The following is a 15,431-nucleotide window of genomic DNA, read 5'->3' on the forward strand; positions in this document are numbered from 1 at the left end:
ACGTGACGGAGGCCCCCACCCCGTGCCAGGGGTGGGGGCCTCCGTTCGTCCTCGGTCAGGGGGCCGCGGGCGCCGGCTCGGCCGGCGTGCAGGCGGTGGCCTCCGGGGTCTCGGCCGGGGTGGTGGCCGCGGGGTCGGCGGCCGGCTGCTCGGGTGCCGGTGTCGCCGGGTCCGTCACCTCGGGGTCCTCGCACGCCGGGTCGATGGGCGCGGGGGCCGGTGTGTCGGTCGGCTCCGTCGGGGCCGGGGTCTCGGCGGGTGCCGGCGTCGGTGCGGGCGTCTCGGTGGGCGCGGGCGTCTCCGTCGGCGTCGGGGTCTCGGTCGGCTCGAGGGTCTCGGTCGGCTCGGGGGTCTCGGTCGGCTCGGGGGTCTCGGTCGGCTCGGGGGTCTCGGTCGGCTCGGGGGTCTCGGTCGGCTCGGGGGTCTCGGTCGGCTCGGGGGTCTCGGTCGGCTCGGGGGTCTCGGTCGGCGTGGGCGTCTCGGTCGGCGTGGGCGTCTCGGTCGGCGTGGGCGTCTCGGTCGGCGTGGGCGTCTCGGTCGGCGTGGGCGTCTCCGTCGGCGTGGGCGTCTCCGTCGGCGCGGGCGTCTCCGTCGGCGTCGGGGTCTCGGTGGGCGACGGGCTCGGCGTCCCGGTCGGCGCCGGTGTCCCGGTGGGGGCGGCGGCCGGGGCGGTGCTCGGGCTGGTGGATGCCGGCCCCGTCGGCGTCGGGGTGCCGGTGGGCGTCGGGGTGGCGCTCGGGGTCCCCGCCGGAGCAGGCGCGGGCGTGACGCCGGGAGCGGTCGACGGCGCTGCCGCCGTGCTGCTCGACAGGGCGGCCGCGGGGCTGCTCGACGGCGCGGCCTGGGTCCCCGCGGAGGCGCCCTCGTCGAGGTAGCGGTCCAGGTCGCGGGCGAGGGGCGGGAACGGGTCCGCGGGCGTCAGGGTCGTCCAGTCGACGACGGGCTCCAGCGGCGGCGCGGGCGCCCACCCGTTCTCGAAGCCGGGGGCGAGCACGCCGATGCTCGGCACGGCCAGCGGGCCGGCGTCGGAGGCCGGGTCGGACGCCGACGCGTCCACGTCACCGGCGGAGGAGGGTGCCCCTCCGACGCCGCCGGCGGCGGGTGCCCCCGATGCCGCGGTCAGTGCCGCCGCCACCCCCAGGGCGCAGGCGCTCGCGCCCACGGCCGGGATGAACCGGGCCGAGCGGATCCCGCGTCGTGACCTGTCCACTGCTCTCCCCCCTGAGCTGCCGGACGGCGTGGACGCCCATCGTGACCCGGACCGTTCCGGTCGTCTACGGGAGTCCGCGCGTCGCGGTCGACCGGCCGCGTGTCGCGGGGCCACCTGGCCGCGCGGGTCGTCACTGCCCGTGTGCGCCGCTGTCCGGAGCGCGGCACGTGGTCGGGCCAGCCGTGGCGCGCCGGTCAGAAGGGCGGCAGGTCGAGATCACTCCCGAAGCGCGGGGGACGGCTGTGCCGCACCTCGCCGCCCGGTGTCGTCACCTCGAGAGCGCCGTCGTCGCCGGCGTCGAACCGCCAGCCGGGCGCCTGGTGCTCGAGCCGGTGGTGGTGCTCGCACAGGCAGCACAGGTTCGCGTGGGTGGTGTGGCCCTCGGGCCACCGTGGGCAGTGGTCGAGGTCGCACGTGCGCGTGCGGGCGCGGCACCCCGGGAACCGGCAGCGCCGGTCGCGCAGCCGGACGAAGCGGTCCAGCTCGGTGCCCGCGGCGTACCGGCCGGTCCCGGCAGGCGGGCCGAGGGCGCGACCGCGGCGGGGGCCCGCGGCGTCGGTGAGGGCGGCCAGGCTGCCGCGGAGCGCGTCGACGACCGCGGCGTGCGGGCGGTGTGCCGCCGCGCCCACCGGTGCGGTGAGCGCGGCGGCAGCCGTCGTCGAGCAGGGAGGTTCAGACCGGCACGGCCTCCCGGGTGGCGGGCGCCGACACGGCCGGCCGGGAGCGGCGGGCGCGGGCGGCCGCCGCGCCGATCAGGGTCAGGCCGGACAGGCACCAGGCCGTGAGCACGAGCACCGCCGACCCCGCCCCGGCGCCGTCGAACCACGAGGTGGCCCGCAGCAGGGTCCCGGTCGCCCCCGGCGGCAGCCACTGGCCGACGGTGCCCCACGCGCCCGGCAGCAGGTCGGGCGCCCCGGACAGTCCGGACAGCGGGTTGCCGAGCAGCACCGTGACCGCCGCGCCCAGGGCCAGCCCCGGCGTGCCGAGCAGCTCGTGCAGGCCCAGCAGGACCAGTGCGGTCGCCGCGATGCCGAAGGCCACCACGGCCGACGTCGTCCACCACGACCCCTCGACCGACCCCAGCCAGCTGCCCAGGACGGTGGCGGTCACCATCCCGCCGGCCACCGCGGCGGCGAGCGCCGTGGCCACCCGCCGCCCCCGCCCGCGGACCAGCCGCGAGGTCAGCCCGGCGGTGACGATCCCGCCCAGGGCGAGCGGCAGGGCGGCGGCGGCGAGACCGGCACCGCGCGGGTCGGCCTCCGGGGCGGGGACGACGTCCTCGACCGGCACGGGCGTCCCGGTGGCCGCGCCGAGACCGGCCGCCACCTGGCGCAGGGCGTTGGCGACGGTGGGGGAGGCGGCCGAGGCGACGAGCAGGCGGGGCCCGCCGGTGTCGACGACGACGGCGCCGTGGACCTCGCGCTCCTCGATCGCCCCGCGGGCCGCGGCCTCGTCGGCCACCGGCCGGACGTCGAACGCACCCGGCGCGGCGGAGTCGAGGGCGCCGGCCACCTGCCCGACGGCGGCCGTCGGCCCTGCGACGGCGAGGGGCAGGTCGTGCGGCGCCGACCGGACGGCGGGCCACGCGAACGCGGTCAGGACGACGGTGAGCAGGACGGCGACCGCGGCGACGGCCGCGACGGCGGACCCGCGCGGGGTCCGGGCCGGGGGTGTGGCGGAGGTGGGCATCGGGACCGCTCCTGTAGAACGAATGACCGTTCGCTTGCGTGCGCCAGTGTGGACCCGCCGCACCTCGTCGTCAAGAACGGTCGTTCGCTTTATGATGGGTCCGTGCCCCGCGTCCCCGAGTCCCACCTCGCTGCCCGCCGCGACCAGATCCTCGACGCGGCCACCGCCCGCTTCGCGGCCAACGGCTTCCAGGCCACCGGCATGGCCGACGTCATCGCCGCCTCCGGCCTCTCGGCCGGCGCGGTCTACCGCTACTTCCGCAGCAAGGACGAGCTCATCGCGGCGATCGTCGAGCGGGTGGTCGGGGAGGCCGCCGGCCGCTTCGAGGTGCTGCTGCGCGACGACGTCCCCGACCCGGCGACGGCGGTGGCGACGGCGGTGCGGATGGTCGCCGACGTGGCCGGGCGCGGGCCGGTCGACCTCACCCGGGTCGCCGTCCAGGCGTGGGGGGAGTCGCTGCGCAACCCCCCGGTGCACGCCGCCGTCGAGCGCGCCTACCGCACCATGCGCGGGTTCTTCGTCGAGGTCGCCCGCCGGAACCAGGCGGCCGGCCGGCTGCCCGCCGACGCCGATCCCGAGCACCTGGGCGCGACGATGCTCTCGTCGGTCATCGGCTTCCTGGTGCAGCGGCTGCTGCTCGGCGACGTCGACCCCGCCGCCTACGGCGCCGCGGTGCAGGTCGCCTGGGGCGGCGCCCCGGTCGCCCGCGGCTGAGGCCGGGTCAGCCGCGGTTGCGGCGGGCGATCTCCCCGCTCAGCACGGTCGCGAACGCCGTCCAGACCGCGTAGGGGAGCAGCGCCTGGCCGGCGGTGCGGTCGAGCCGGGCGGTCCGCCGGGCGAGGTCGGCGGTCGACGCGGCCAGCACCGCCGCCTCCACGGTCGCCAGCGGCGGCCGGTGCGCGCGGAAGAACGCCCACGACCAGCCCGCGTTCAGCACCAGGTTGCCCGCGAAGGCGCGGGCGTAGCCGGGGTCGGCCGCGCCGGCGAGCCGCAGGCCGCGCCCGCCGGCGAACGCCAGCAGCGCGTAGAGCCCGGTCCACACGATCCCGAACACCGGTCCGGGCGGCTGCCAGCGGGGCTTGTCGAGGCGGCGGTACCAGGTCGAGTCGACGTCGGTCGCGGCCGTGCCCGCCAGGGCGGTCAGGACGACGGCGGCCGAGGAGGTCAGCGTGGGACGTCGCACGCGCCCAGCCTCCGCCGTCCCCGGCCGGTGCGCGCGGCGCCGGCTCAGGGGCGCCAGCGGTGCAGGCCGGTGAGCCGCCGCACGGCGACCGCCGTCGCCCGGTAGGGGAGCCGGCCCAGGACCCCGGCGAGGCGGGCGTCCGGGCCGACCGTCACCCGGAACGGCGGGCGCCCGGCGGTCAGCGCGCGCGCCACGGCGCGGCCGACCTCCCGCGGGTCGCGCGAGCGCGGCAGGTGCTCCTCGACCACGAAGCGCTCGACCGTGGCCAGCAGGCCGGCGTAGGGGCTCTCCGGCGGGGCGACGCGCGGGGTGGTCGACCAGATGGCGGTGTCGTAGTTGCCCGGCTCGAGCAGGACCACCCGGACGCCGAAGGGCTCCACCTCGTAGGCCAGCGACTCCGCCCAGCCCTCGAGCGCCCACTTCGACGCGCAGTACAGCGACAGGCCGGGGTTGCCGTAGCGCGCGGAGTCGCTGGAGACGAACAGCAGGCGCCCGGAGCGCTGCGCGCGCATCACCGGCAGGACCAGCTTGGTCAGCCGCATGGCGCCGAGCAGGTTGGTGTCGAGGACCCGCTGCCACTCCGCCTCGTCGGTGTCCTCGAAGGCGCCGCCCGAGGCCGTGCCGGCGTTGCTGACGAGCGCGTCGAGCCGGCCGCCGGTGAGCTCCAGCGTCTCCTCCACCGCCCGCTTCGCCGCGTCGGGGTCGGTGACGTCGAGCGCGACGACGTCGAGCGGGTCGAGGCCGGCCTCCCGGGCGCGGGCGTCGAGCGCCGTGCGCCGCTGCGGGTCGCGCATCGAGGCGACGACCTGCCAGCCGCGGCCGGCCAGCTCGACGGCGGTCTGCAGGCCGAGGCCCGAGGAGCTGCCGGTGACGAGGACGGAGGGGCGCTGCGGCTTCACCCCCCTCCCATCGGCGGGCCGGGACCCGGACCGGACGTCCTGGCCGGTCCGCACGCCGGGTGGCCGGGCCCGTGGTTGTCGCCCGCGCCTGCGGGGCGCAACCTTGCGGCATGGCACGCAGCGGCAGCTCGGCGGGCACCGTCGTCCGGTGGGACGAGGGCACCGGCGGCGTCATCGAGGTGACCGACCCGCCCGAGGAGTGCTGGGCCGACGCCGCCGTGGTGGACGGCGGCCCGCTGCGGGCCGGGCAGGTCGTCACCGTGGACTGGACCGAGCCGGGCGACCACGGCAGGCCGCTGCGGGCGGCGCGGGTCCGGCTGCGCGACGACCTCCAGGCCACGCCCGGCGGCTGACGGCGACCGGGGATCCGGAACCCGTCGACGCGTCCCACCCGCGACGCGCCGCGTTCCCGCGCGCGACGCGCCGGTTCCGGGACGGCACCACACCGTGACCCGGTGACAGCGGGGGCCACCGTGCGCCAGCCTGGGCGGAGCCGGACCCGGGGACATCTGAGCACACGGATGGGGCGGTGGGTGCCCGTGGCGGACCTGACGATCCAGCGGTCGCCCGAGCGCCACGGCCCGGGCCCGGACCCCGACCTCGCCCCCGGCCGGCAGCCGCCCGCTGCACCGCCGGTCCCCCGCGACGGGGTCGCGCTCCCGCGCCTGCTGGCCCTCGCCCGGCTCACCCCTCCCCAGGCGCTGGAGCTGGCGACGGCCGTCCTCGAGGCGGTGGCGGAGCTGCCGGCCGCCGGGGCCGCCGACCCCGCCGGGGCACCGGGCGGGGTCGTGGTCGGACCCGACGGGTGCGTGGTCCTCGACGGCGGCCCGCCCCCGACCGCCTCCGCCGTCGCGGCGGTCCTCGCCGGCGTCGCGGCCGCCACCCGGCCCGGCGCCGATCCCACCGCGGACCCGCTGTCGGCCGCGGTCGACGCCGGGATCGCGGACCTGCCGGGCGACGGCGTCCCCGCCGTGGCGCGCCGGCTCACCGAGTCGGCCGCCGCGCTCGACCGCGGCGCCGTCCGCGCCGAGCTCGGCGCGCTGGTGCGGGCGATCGGTGCGGGCGGGCCGTCGGGCGGGCCCCCACCGGCCGCGGTCCGCGCTCCGGTGGCCCGCCCGGTCCGGCGGGAGGGCTCCCGGACCGCGCGGCGCGTCGGCGCGTGGCTGCTGTCGGTCGTGGTCCTGGCCGCGGTGGTCACGGTCGAGGTCGTCGTGCTGCGCGACGACATCGCCGAGGACGTCGAGGTGCTCCTCGACGCCGGCCGCAGCGGTGAGGAGGCGACCGCCGCGGAACCCGAACCGGACGGCGTCGCGATCGCACCCCCCGCCCCGGCGGCGGCCGGCAGCGTGACCGGGGTCGACCTGCGCGGCCTCACCGGGTGCGAGCCGGGCACACCGTGCACCGTGCGGGTGCAGGTGCGGCTGGTCGCCGGGGCCGCCGACCAGCAGGTGACCTGGTCCTACCTGCTCGTCGACCGCTGCACCGGCGCCACGTCCACGGCGCCGGGGGGCACGCGCACCGTCCCGGCGGGAGGGACGCGGGCCGAGGCCGTCGGCGTCGTCGCGCTGCCGCCGCTGCCGGCCGTCGCGGTGCTGGCCGTGACCGACCTGCCCGCGGCGGCCGCCTCCGCGCCGCTGCCCGTGGGGTCGTGCCCACCCGAGCTCCTGACCCGCTGACCGACGGGAGGGCCGCATGCCGTACCCCGAGCCCGCCGGCCGGCCGGCGGACGAGGCCAGGAGCCGGCGGTGGAGCAGGCGGCAGCGCCGGGTGCTCTGGACCGGCCCCGAGGAGCCGTCCGGGGGACCGGACGGGCTGCCCACCGGGGCGGACGGCAGGCGGCGGCGGACCCGGGAGGAGCGCCGGGCCCGCCGCAGCGCCCTGTTCGACCTGCTCGCCGTCGTCGCCGCCCTCGCCGTGGTCGGGCTCGGGCTGGCCAACCTGTACCTCATCGGCGACGAGGAGCTGGCGCTGCGCCAGGGCGCGATCGCCGCCGGGGGCGTGCTGGCCCTGGCCGCGTTCTGGCGGGTGCGCGTCCGGTACCTCGGCGTGCTGGGCTGGGCCGCCTACGCCGCGGCCGTCGTCTTCCTCGTCGGCGTCCTCACCGTCGGGGTCACGGTCAAGGGCGCCACCCGGTGGTTCGTCCTCGGCTCGGTCACCTTCCAGCCCTCCGAGCTGGCCAAGCTGGGGCTGCTGCTGGTCCTCGCCGCCGTCCTCGGCTCCGCCCGGCCGGCCTGGCGGCGGTTCTCCCTCGCCCTGCTGCTCGCGGCCGTGCCCATCGGGCTGACCCTGATGCAGCCCGACCTCAGCACGACGGCCCTGCTGACCGTGCTCACCGCGTCGATGCTCGTCCTCGGGCGGGTGCCCGCGCGCTTCCTGCTGCCGCTGGGCGCCGCGGTCGTCATCGCGGCGCCGCTGATGATCAGCCTGCTGCAGCCCTACCAGCTGCAGCGCCTGGGCACCTTCCTCGTCGGCGCGCAAGAGTCGCCGACCGGGTCGGGGTGGGCGCTGCGCCAGGCGCACATCGCGGTGGCCTCCGGCGGGCTCACCGGCCGGGCGGACGACCCGCTGCGTGAGCTGCGCGCCGAGTACCTGCCCGAGGGGCACACCGACCTCGCGCCGGCCAGCCTGGTCGGGCAGTGGGGGCTGGTCGCGGGTGCCGGGGTCGTGCTCGCCGTCGTCGTGCTCGTGTGGCGGCTCGCGCTGGCCGCCCGCCGGGCGCGCACGCCCCACGCCGCGCTCGTCGGCGGCGGGCTGGCCGTCCTCATGGGCGTCGAGACCGTCGTCTCGGTCGGTGCCAACCTCGGGCTGCTGCCCCTGGCCGGCGTGCCGTTCCCGCTGCTCAGCTACGGCGGGACGGCGCTGGTCGTGCACCTCGCCGCGATCGGCGTCGTCCTGGGCGTCCGCCGCGACAGCACGCGCCGGCGACTGTGGGCCGAGCCGGTCCGGCGCAACCCCCGCCCGCGGCTGGTCCGGCTGGCCGCGGCCGCCGTCTCGGTCCTCCTGGTCTCCTTCGGCCTGTACGGCTGGCGGCTGCAGGTCACCCGCGGCGAGGAGCTCTCGCTCGCCGGTGAGGAGCAGATGACCCGCTGCACCCGGTTGCCCGCGCCCCGCGGCGCTATCACCGACCGGCACGACGCCCCGCTCGCCGTGGACGCCGCGGCCGCCGGCACCGGCGTGGACCGGGTGCTCGTGGTCCCGGCCCTGCTCCGCGACGACCCCGCGGCCGTCGAACGGCTCGCCGCGCTGACCGGCCGGCCGCCCGCCGACCTGCAGACCGAGCTCGACGCGGCCGATCCCACCGCGCTGTCCCTGCCCGTGGCCGAGGTGCCCCGGCCCGTCGCGGACGCCGTCGCCGCGGCCGGCCTCACCGGCGTGCTCGTCGTCCCGGAGCCCCGCCGGTCGTACCCCGAGGGTGCGGTGCTGGGGCCGGTCCTCGGCTTCGTCGGCGTGGCCACGCCCGAGGCGGAGGAGCGCTGGCCCGGCCTGCCCACCGGCGAGATGGTCGGCCGGGCCGGGCTCGAGCTGCAGTACGACGCCGTGCTCCGCGGCACCAACGGCCGCCAGTGCTTCTACGTCGACCCGGCGGGCGTGCCCGTCGCCCTCGCCGAGCGGGTGGAGCCCGTCCCCGGCGCCGACCTGCGGCTGTCGCTGGACGTCGGCCTGCAGCGGCGACTGTACGACGGGCTGGTGACCGCGCTGGCCGCCCAGCGCCGGCCGGTGGGAGCCGTCGCGGCCGCCGTCGCGATGGACCCCCGCTCGGGACAGGTGCTGGCCATGGCCAGCGCCCCCTCCTTCGACAACGGCGTCTGGGGGCCGCCGGCCGACGCCGCCGCGATCGCGGCGCTGAACGAGGCACCCGGGTCACCGACGCTCGAGCACGTGACCCAGGCGGCCGTGCCGCCCGGGTCCACGTTCAAGCTGGTGGTGGCCGCGGCCAACCAGGCGCACGGCACCTGGGACCCCCGCCAGGTCGTGCCCACCGGCGGCAGCCTCACCTACGGCGGTCACACGTTCGGCAACTGGAAGCCGATGGGGCCGATGGACCTCGTCGAGTCGATCGCCATGTCGAACGACGTCTACTTCTACAAGCTGGCCCTCGCGCTCGGGCCCGAGGCGATCGCCGAGACCGCGACGGCGCTGGGGGTCGGGCAGCGGACCGGCATCGACCTGCCCGGTGAGTCGGCCGGCTACCTCGGCACCCCGGAGTCGGTGGAGGCCGACGGCGGCACCTGGTACGGCGGGTCGACCGTCATCCTCGGGATCGGGCAGGGCGAGATCCAGGTCACCCCGCTGCAGAACGCCCGGTGGACCGCAGCCGCGGCCACCGGCCAGCTGGTCACCCCCCGGCTGGGGATGGCGATCGGGACGGCGGCCTCGGGGTGGAGCGCGCTGCCGGCGCCGGCGGCCACGCCGCTGCCCTTCGCCGCGGCGCTCGGGCCGGTGCGGGAGGGCATGCGCGCGGTGGTGACCTCCGGCACGGGCGCCCGGTACGCCGACCTGCCGGCGCCGGTCGGCGGCAAGACCGGCACCGCTCAGGACGGCGGCCTGGCCGACGACGAGTACGACTACTGGATGACCGCCGCGGCCCCGATGGAGGCACCCGAGATCGTGGTCACCACCCTCGTGCAGGCCCCGGACACCGCGCCGAGGAGCGCGGGCGACGTCGCCGAGGACGGGCTGCGGTACTACCTGGAGAACCGGGACGGGGTGCTGGCCACCGCCCCGGTGCAGGCCCCCTGACCCGCGGTCAGCGGCGGCCGTAGGCCGACAGCAGCGCCCGGTTGCGCAGCGCCCGCGCGGCACCCTCGGCGACGCAGGTCAGCGGCTCGTCGGCGCACTTGACCGGCAGGCCCAGCGCCCGCTCCAGCTCCTGCGGCAGGCCCGGGACCAGCGAGGACCCGCCGAAGAGGAGCACGCCCTCGCCCATCACGTCGGCGATCGCCTGCGGCGGGAGGTCGTCGAGGCAGGGGACCAGCGTCCGGAGGACCTCGTCGACGACCGGGCGCAGCGCCCCGGCGACCTCCGCCGCGGGGACCGTCGCGAGCCGCGGCCGCCCCGTGACGCCGTCCCGGCCCTGCACGACCAGCGGCTCGTCCCCGGCCGAGGCCAGGCGCACCTTGAGCGCCTCCGCCTCGAGGTCGCCGACGTGGAGCTGCTGCTGCTCGCGCAGGTACCGGGCGACGGCGAGGGTCATCTCCTCGCCACCGGTCTTGCTGGTGCGGGAGGCGAGCACGCCGCCGTAGCAGAAGGCGACCGCCTCCGACCGGCCGCCGCCGACGTCGACGACCATGTGGACGCGCCGCTCCAGCGGGTCGATGCCGCAGCCGACGGCCCCGGCGACCGCCTCGTCCAGCGCGGTCACCGGGCGGATGCCGGCCTCCTCGGCGGCCTCGAGGAGCGCGCGGTGCTCCAGGGCGCTGGAGCCGGCGGGCACGGTGACCACGGCGCGGACGGGCAGTTTCCACACTCGCTGTCCCGCCGCCCGCAGCACCGCGCGCAGGTAGGTGCGGGTGGTCTCGAGGTCGGTGACCACGCCGTCGTCCAGGGGGCGCACCGAGGCGTACCGGGACGGTGCGCGACCGAGCAGCTCGGCGGCCTCCCGGCCGACGGCGAGGACGCGTTCCCGGCGGCCGCTGCCGCGCCGCACGAGCATGACGGTGGGCTCGTCGTAGAGGATGCCGCGGCGCACGTCGCTGACGACCGTGGTGGCGGTGCCGAGATCGATCCCGAGTTCCACGCGGTGCCTCCTGACCGCCGGGACCGCCAGTGTGGTGGCGGGGCCGTGCCCGGTCCAGTCCCCGGCCGGTGACACCCCGGAGTCATCCGTACGTCCCGGGGCGACCGCGACCTCCGACCCTGCCGGGGCGGGCCTGCGGTCCCGAGCATGGGGCCGTGACCGGGGAGCTGACACGCGCGCCGACGACGGGGCGCCGGGTGGGCGCCGCCGTCGCGGTGCTGGCCGACGTGGTGGTCCTGCTGCTGCTCCACGTCTGGCCGGGCTGGGACGTCGTGCCGTTCCTGACCGACGACACCCCGCAGGTGCTGCCGTTCGTCGACGCGGCGCTGGTCGCCGGCATCGTCGTCGGGCTGGTGCAGCTGGCGCGCCCCCGGGGCGCGGCGATCCCCGGGGGCACGCTCGTGACGACGGCCGTCGGGCTGGTGGCGCTGGTGCGCGTGCTGCAGGTCTTCCCCTTCGACCTCGACCCCGGCTGGGAGGTCGTCGTGCGGGTCGCCCTGTGGGTCGCCGTCGCCGGTGCGGTCCTGGCGGTGCTCGCCTGGCTCGTGGCGCTGCTGCGGCTGCGCGCCGCCCGCCGGTAGCCCCACCGGGGAGGGCCGGAGGTCCCGGCGGCCGGGACCTCCGGCCGGGGGAGACGGCGGGCCGCCCGTGTCACGGTCGGGAGGACACACCGACACGGGGAGGACCGATGAGGGACAGCACCGCGACCGACCGGGCACCGGCCTTCGGGGCGCCGGTCGAGCGCGACGGGGCCACGGTGGTCCCGGTCGTGGCCTCGACGGGCCACACGGCGAGCGCCGGCGACGGCCGCGAGGGGCACGGCCCGACCGCGCGGATGTCCGGGGTCCGGCCGCTGGGCGCCTTCGAGGTCCGCGACGGCCGGGTGCGCTGGCACCCCGTCGTCGACGTCACCCGGGTGGTGACGACGGCGGAGGTCGTCGTCGGCGCGGTCGCGGTCGCCGCGCGCCTGGCGCGCCGGCCGAGCCCGGCGGTGGCGCGGGTCACCATGGGCCCGGGCGGCTGGGTGAGCATGAAGGGCGGGGCGATGGCCGTGCGCCCGGCCGCCCGGCTGTGGCGGCAGGCCCGCCCGGCCGCACCGGTCCGCCGGCCCTGGTGGGCCCGGCTGCTGGCCGCCACCGCGCTCGAGCGGCTGGTCGGCTGAGGACGCCGGTGGGGCGGCTGCGCGACCGGTTCGTCAACCCGGTGGTGCGCCGGCTGTCCCGCAGCCCGGGACGCCGGCTGCTCGGCCGCTCCCTCGTCGTCCTCGGCTACACCGGGCGGCGCACCGGCCGGCGTCACGAGGTGCCGGTGGCGGCCGCACCCGACGGGGCCGACCTCGTCGTCCTCGTCGGCGGTGCGGCCGGCAAGACCTGGTGGCGCAACCTCGCGGACGGCCCCCGGGAGGTCACCGTCCGGCGGGACGGGCGGGACGAGCCCCGCCGCGCCCGCCTGCTGCCGCCCGGCGACCCCGGCCGGGTGGCCGCGCTCGCCGCCTACCGCAGCGCCTTCCCCCGGGTCACCGTCGCGCCGGGCGACCCGCTCGTGCGGCTGACCCCGGTGGGGCGGGACGGCGGCCCCCGATGACGACCCCTGACGAGTACGGAGAGGAACCCGGAGTGGACCAGCAGCAGTGGACAGCGGTCGTGGAGGCCGCGACCCGCGCCCCGTCGATCCACAACACCCAGCCGTGGGCCTTCCGCGTCGACGGCGACCGGCTGGAGGTCCGGACCGATCCCGCGCGGGCGCTGCGCACCCTCGACCCGAGCGGCCGGCAGCGGACCGTCAGCTGCGGCGTGGCGGCCGAGTTCGCCGTCGTCGCGCTGGCCGCGGCGGGGCGCGGCGCCGACGTCGAGCTGCTGCCCGACGCCGCCGACCCCGACCTGCTGGCCGTCGTCACGGTGACCGGGGAGCGCGAGCCGGGGGAGCGCGAGCGGGCCCTCGGGGCGGCGATCGCCGTGCGGCACACCGAGCGGGCCCCGTTCCTGCCGAGGGCGGTGCCCGCCGGGCTGCTCGACCGGCTGCAGGCCGTCGCCGGGGAGTTCCGCGTCTGGTCCAAGGCGATCAGCGGGTCGGAGGAGGAGGTCGCGACGGTCTTCCTCGTCTCCCGTGCCGAGGAGATCGAGCAGGGGCAGCCGGAGTACCTCGAGGAGCTGCAGCGGTGGGTGCGCACCGACCCGGCCGCCGTCGACGGCATCCCGGTGGGCGCGGTCCCGGCGGAGGACCCGTCGACGCGGCCGTCGAACTGGCTGATCCGCGACTTCGTCGTCGGCTCGCGCCCGGCCGGACCGGCGTCGCACGACCGGGACCCCGACGCGCCCCCGCCGGAGGTGGAGCGCCCGACGGTCGTGCTGCTGGGCACCGACGGCGACGACCGCGAGGCGTGGCTGACCGCGGGCCGGGCACTCGGGCGGGTGCTGCTGGAGGCGACCGCCGAGGGGCTGGCCGCCTCTCCGCTCACCCAGGCGCTGGACTGGCCGGCCACGCGGACCCAGCTGCGCTCGCGCCTGTCCCTGGTCGGCTACCCGCAGATGCTGCTGCGCCTGGGCTACCCGAGCGGTGACCGGACGCCGTCGACCAACCGCCGCCCGGTCGCCGACGTCCTGACCTTCGGCTGAGCCCGGCGGCACGAGGGACCCGGCTCGTCAGTGGAGCCCAGGCGGCCGGCAGGCGAGCGGCGCGGCGGCGTCACGGCCGGTCCTGCACTCCGTCGAGCCACAGCGTGTCCGACTCGTCGCGGTGGGAACCGGCTGATCCGACGTGCTTGGCGTCGATCTGCGCGCCGTTCTTGATCACGTGCACCAGGGCCATGGCGTGCCCCCGCCCCAGGCCGTGGTCCTGCTTCAGCCACTCGACGATCTGCCCTGCCTTGACGGTGGGCTGGTCGAGGCCGCGCTCGTGCGCGAGGGAGATGAACTGCCGGGGCGTCAGCCCGGTCTTCTGCTCGATGTTGTCGAGGTATGCCTGGAAGCTCACTGTCTCCACCTTCCGCCGACTCCCGGGCGCCTCCCGAGTCGGAGCAGGAGACCGGGCACCGACGGAGAACTCATCGCTCGGACAGCAGTCGGTGGACGTCCTGCGGCGGGGATGTCGAGCCGCCGCGACGGACGAATCCCATCACTCTCGTCTGCCGTCTCACCGTCGGCTGACGCCCCGGCTCGTTCGGGGCAGCCCGCCGGTCAGAAGGGCGGCGGGTCGTCGTCCGGGTCAGGCGGTTCGTCGGCTTCCGGTGGCGGGTCGGGTGCCTTCGGTGGCGGTGGTGGTCGCAGGCCCGGTGGTCGGGTGGTGCGGGTGATGCCGGACGGGGTGGTGACGGTGAGCGTTCCGTCTGCGGCCATGTGGAAGCGCCAGCCGCGGGCGAAGGTCTTCACGCGGTGGTGGCTGCGGCACAGGCAGCACAGGTTGGCGCAGTCGGTGGGCCCGCCGGCGGCGTGGGGGAGGACGTGGTCGGCGTCGGCCCAGCCGACCCGCTGCCCGCAGGTCGGGAAGCGGCAGGTGCGGTCGCGAGTGCGCACGAAGGCCTGCTGCTCGGCGGAGGGCGTGTAGCGGTCGACCGGGTCGGGCCGGTCCAGAACGGGACAGTTGCAGGCGCCGTCGGGGTGGTGAGGGCAACCTCGCCGCGCCAGCCTCCGCAGCCGGTTCAGCGTCGCGGTGGCCCGCAGCGTGCCGTCCTCGTCCGTGAGCGCCACCGTCACCGTGCCACCGTCGGGGGTCTGCACGCCGAGGGCGTCCAACTGGTGCAGTAGCTCGCGTAGGTGGGCGGCTGTGATCGGCAGCCCGTTCACCTCCCCGGCCTGCATCGACCGCCCGGCCAGCGACGCCAGCGTGGCGATGATCTGCAGATGGGCGGTCACCGCCATCCCGGCCTGCCAGGGGCGCTGCAGCAGGTCGGCGAACACGGCGGTGCGCAGCTGCCCGATCGGGCGCGGGTCGCCGTCGGCCTTCCGCATCCGCGCCAGCGCGTCGACGGTCGCGTGGCAGGCGGCGGCCACGTCGGTCGGGAGGTCGGCGGCGAGGGTGCTCATCCCGTCGGTCGGCGACGGGTAGACGCGCACGTCGGCCTGTCGTTCGGCGGTCGTGCGGCGCTGGTCGACCGCGTCGGCGTCGGCTTCGAGCAGCAGCTCCAGGGCGTGCTTCTTGAGCTTGCCGACGGTCAGCTGTGCCGCCTCGGGCAGCACCACCGCCTCGATGCGGCGGGCCAGGGCCGGGGCGGTGTGCTGCAGCACGTCGACCAGCGCCCTGGCGCGCGCCTCGTCCAGCTCCCCGGCGGCCAGCGCGGCCCAGGTGGCGGGCAGCCGCTCGCGGTAGGTCCAGGCACGGGTGGCCAGGTGGTTGGCCGTACCCCGCCCGCAGTTGAGCACCAGCGCCAACTCGGCGGTGAAGAACTCCGACACCCCCGGCAACTCACCATCGGGCTTCCACGACCGCGCACCTGGCGTGCCGGGAGCGGGGTCGTCGTCGGAGCGGCGGGCCTCGGCCAGCCGCAGCACCAGCTCCGCCTCGTAGGCCGCCTCCATCGCCTTACGGGCCTGCAGCCGCTGCAGCTCGGCGGCGGCCTGCTCGTCGGAGAGCACCGCCACCGGCAGACGCTGGACCGTCACGGGTCGCGCGAGCAGCGCACCGGCGAGCGCCCGCTCCACCGGTGACACGTACTCCGCGACCTCCTGCACGACCCCGAACCTACGCACCGGGTACGACAGTTCCCGCAGGTCAGAG

Annotated in this window: 16 protein-coding genes; 8 read left to right on the forward strand and 8 right to left on the reverse strand. The window is 77.9% G+C overall.

What is annotated here, in order from left to right:
* Positions 1 to 55: 55 nt before the first annotated feature.
* The 3 genes from ACI8AD_RS08980 to ACI8AD_RS08990 all read right to left on the reverse strand — a co-directional run bounded on the left by ACI8AD_RS08980 (position 56) and on the right by ACI8AD_RS08990 (position 2,899).
* Complete coding sequence (locus ACI8AD_RS08980; protein WP_456870186.1) at positions 56 to 1,057, reverse strand: hypothetical protein; 1,002 nt, start codon at positions 1,055 to 1,057, stop codon at positions 56 to 58.
* 347 nt (positions 1,058 to 1,404) lie between these two features.
* Complete coding sequence (locus ACI8AD_RS08985) at positions 1,405 to 1,839, reverse strand: HNH endonuclease signature motif containing protein (RefSeq protein WP_456870187.1); 435 nt, start codon at positions 1,837 to 1,839, stop codon at positions 1,405 to 1,407.
* Positions 1,840 to 1,882: 43 nt separating this feature from the next.
* Positions 1,883 to 2,899, reverse strand: coding sequence for a hypothetical protein (locus ACI8AD_RS08990; RefSeq protein ID WP_456870188.1), 1,017 nt, complete (start codon positions 2,897 to 2,899; stop codon positions 1,883 to 1,885).
* 102 nt (positions 2,900 to 3,001) lie between these two features.
* On the opposite strand from ACI8AD_RS08990, the gene ACI8AD_RS08995 reads away from it, so the two are divergent.
* Positions 3,002 to 3,613 carry a TetR/AcrR family transcriptional regulator gene (locus ACI8AD_RS08995; protein WP_456870189.1) on the forward strand — a complete coding sequence of 204 codons (612 nt, stop codon included), beginning with the start codon at positions 3,002 to 3,004 and terminating at the stop codon, positions 3,611 to 3,613.
* A 7-nt stretch (positions 3,614 to 3,620) separates the two neighbouring features.
* Here ACI8AD_RS08995 and ACI8AD_RS09000 read toward each other — a convergent pair whose 3' ends face one another.
* Positions 3,621 to 4,082, reverse strand: coding sequence for a TspO/MBR family protein (locus ACI8AD_RS09000; protein WP_456870190.1), 462 nt, complete (start codon positions 4,080 to 4,082; stop codon positions 3,621 to 3,623).
* A gap of 44 nt (positions 4,083 to 4,126) precedes the next feature.
* Positions 4,127 to 4,981: an SDR family oxidoreductase gene (locus ACI8AD_RS09005; RefSeq protein ID WP_456870191.1), complete on the reverse strand. Its 855-nt coding sequence runs from the start codon at positions 4,979 to 4,981 to the stop codon at positions 4,127 to 4,129.
* 110 nt (positions 4,982 to 5,091) lie between these two features.
* On the opposite strand from ACI8AD_RS09005, the gene ACI8AD_RS09010 reads away from it, so the two are divergent.
* From ACI8AD_RS09010 to ACI8AD_RS09020, 3 genes are all read left to right on the forward strand, one after another.
* Entirely contained in the window at positions 5,092 to 5,334 is a 243-nt protein-coding gene (locus tag ACI8AD_RS09010) for a hypothetical protein (RefSeq protein WP_456870192.1), read from the forward strand.
* A 186-nt stretch (positions 5,335 to 5,520) separates the two neighbouring features.
* Complete coding sequence (locus ACI8AD_RS09015) at positions 5,521 to 6,657, forward strand: hypothetical protein (protein WP_456870193.1); 1,137 nt, start codon at positions 5,521 to 5,523, stop codon at positions 6,655 to 6,657.
* A 16-nt stretch (positions 6,658 to 6,673) separates the two neighbouring features.
* Positions 6,674 to 9,721, forward strand: coding sequence for an FtsW/RodA/SpoVE family cell cycle protein (locus ACI8AD_RS09020; RefSeq protein WP_456870194.1), 3,048 nt, complete (start codon positions 6,674 to 6,676; stop codon positions 9,719 to 9,721).
* 7 nt (positions 9,722 to 9,728) lie between these two features.
* Here the strand turns inward: ACI8AD_RS09020 and ACI8AD_RS09025 are convergent, their stop codons facing one another.
* Positions 9,729 to 10,718 (reverse strand): rod shape-determining protein, encoded by a 990-nt coding sequence (locus tag ACI8AD_RS09025; RefSeq protein WP_456870195.1) that lies wholly within the window; start codon positions 10,716 to 10,718, stop codon positions 9,729 to 9,731.
* A 155-nt stretch (positions 10,719 to 10,873) separates the two neighbouring features.
* Between ACI8AD_RS09025 and ACI8AD_RS09030 the strand changes: the two genes are divergently transcribed.
* The 4 genes from ACI8AD_RS09030 to ACI8AD_RS09045 all read left to right on the forward strand — a co-directional run bounded on the left by ACI8AD_RS09030 (position 10,874) and on the right by ACI8AD_RS09045 (position 13,333).
* Positions 10,874 to 11,299, forward strand: a complete 426-nt coding sequence (locus tag ACI8AD_RS09030; RefSeq protein ID WP_456870196.1) for a hypothetical protein — start codon at positions 10,874 to 10,876, stop codon at positions 11,297 to 11,299.
* A 107-nt stretch (positions 11,300 to 11,406) separates the two neighbouring features.
* Positions 11,407 to 11,880 (forward strand): hypothetical protein, encoded by a 474-nt coding sequence (locus ACI8AD_RS09035; RefSeq protein WP_456870197.1) that lies wholly within the window; start codon positions 11,407 to 11,409, stop codon positions 11,878 to 11,880.
* 8 nt (positions 11,881 to 11,888) lie between these two features.
* On the forward strand, positions 11,889 to 12,302 hold the full coding sequence (locus tag ACI8AD_RS09040; protein ID WP_456870198.1) for a nitroreductase/quinone reductase family protein: 414 nt from the start codon (positions 11,889 to 11,891) through the stop codon (positions 12,300 to 12,302).
* A 32-nt stretch (positions 12,303 to 12,334) separates the two neighbouring features.
* Positions 12,335 to 13,333 (forward strand): Acg family FMN-binding oxidoreductase, encoded by a 999-nt coding sequence (locus ACI8AD_RS09045; protein WP_456870199.1) that lies wholly within the window; start codon positions 12,335 to 12,337, stop codon positions 13,331 to 13,333.
* A 70-nt stretch (positions 13,334 to 13,403) separates the two neighbouring features.
* Here ACI8AD_RS09045 and ACI8AD_RS09050 read toward each other — a convergent pair whose 3' ends face one another.
* Entirely contained in the window at positions 13,404 to 13,691 is a 288-nt protein-coding gene (locus ACI8AD_RS09050; RefSeq protein WP_456870200.1) for a DUF4287 domain-containing protein, read from the reverse strand.
* Positions 13,692 to 13,894: 203 nt separating this feature from the next.
* A complete protein-coding gene (locus tag ACI8AD_RS09055) occupies positions 13,895 to 15,385 on the reverse strand; it encodes a DUF222 domain-containing protein (RefSeq protein ID WP_456870201.1) in 1,491 nt (496 codons plus the stop codon).
* Positions 15,386 to 15,431: the final 46 nt, after the last annotated feature.

The organism is Geodermatophilus sp. SYSU D00766 (assembly GCF_054049915.1).